This is a genomic window from Streptomyces sp. SP18BB07, from assembly GCF_036322545.1.
Classification (GTDB): Bacteria; Actinomycetota; Actinomycetes; order Streptomycetales; family Streptomycetaceae; genus Streptomyces; species Streptomyces deccanensis.
The window spans coordinates 1-310 of sequence record NZ_JAQYWT010000116.1; the positions used below are offsets into that span (position 1 = coordinate 1).

Genomic DNA, 310 nt, shown 5'->3' on the forward strand with positions numbered 1-310 from the left:
CTTCCGCGTGGAGATGATCTGGTCGATCAGGCCGTACGACAGCGCGTCCTCGGCCGTGGGGATCACGTCGGGCATGAGGTCGTAGCGGATCGGCTCGAACGCGTCGGACCAGAGGTCGCCCAGCGTGTCCACCGGCACCACCGGCAGCCGGAGGGTGCCGAAGTCGGCGGTCTCCGGCTCGATGCAGTGCGTGCTGCGGGACTTCCAGACGGTCTGCATGGGCCAGGGGGCCTCCGCCGCCGCGATCCCGCGGGCCGCCGGTACGCCGGGCAAGCGCATGGCGCTGCCGAACGCCCGCGTCCTGATCCAC

2 pseudogenes are annotated in these 310 nt (G+C 71.6%); one reads left to right on the plus strand and one right to left on the minus strand.

Going from position 1 to position 310, the window contains the following annotated elements:
- Positions 1-96: pseudogene (locus tag PUR53_RS00330) on the minus strand (ATP-dependent Clp protease proteolytic subunit); the annotation flags it as partial.
- Positions 97-181: 85 nt separating this feature from the next.
- Here PUR53_RS00330 and PUR53_RS00335 point away from each other — a divergent pair.
- Positions 182-310, plus strand: a pseudogene (locus PUR53_RS00335) (ATP-dependent Clp protease proteolytic subunit); the annotation flags it as partial.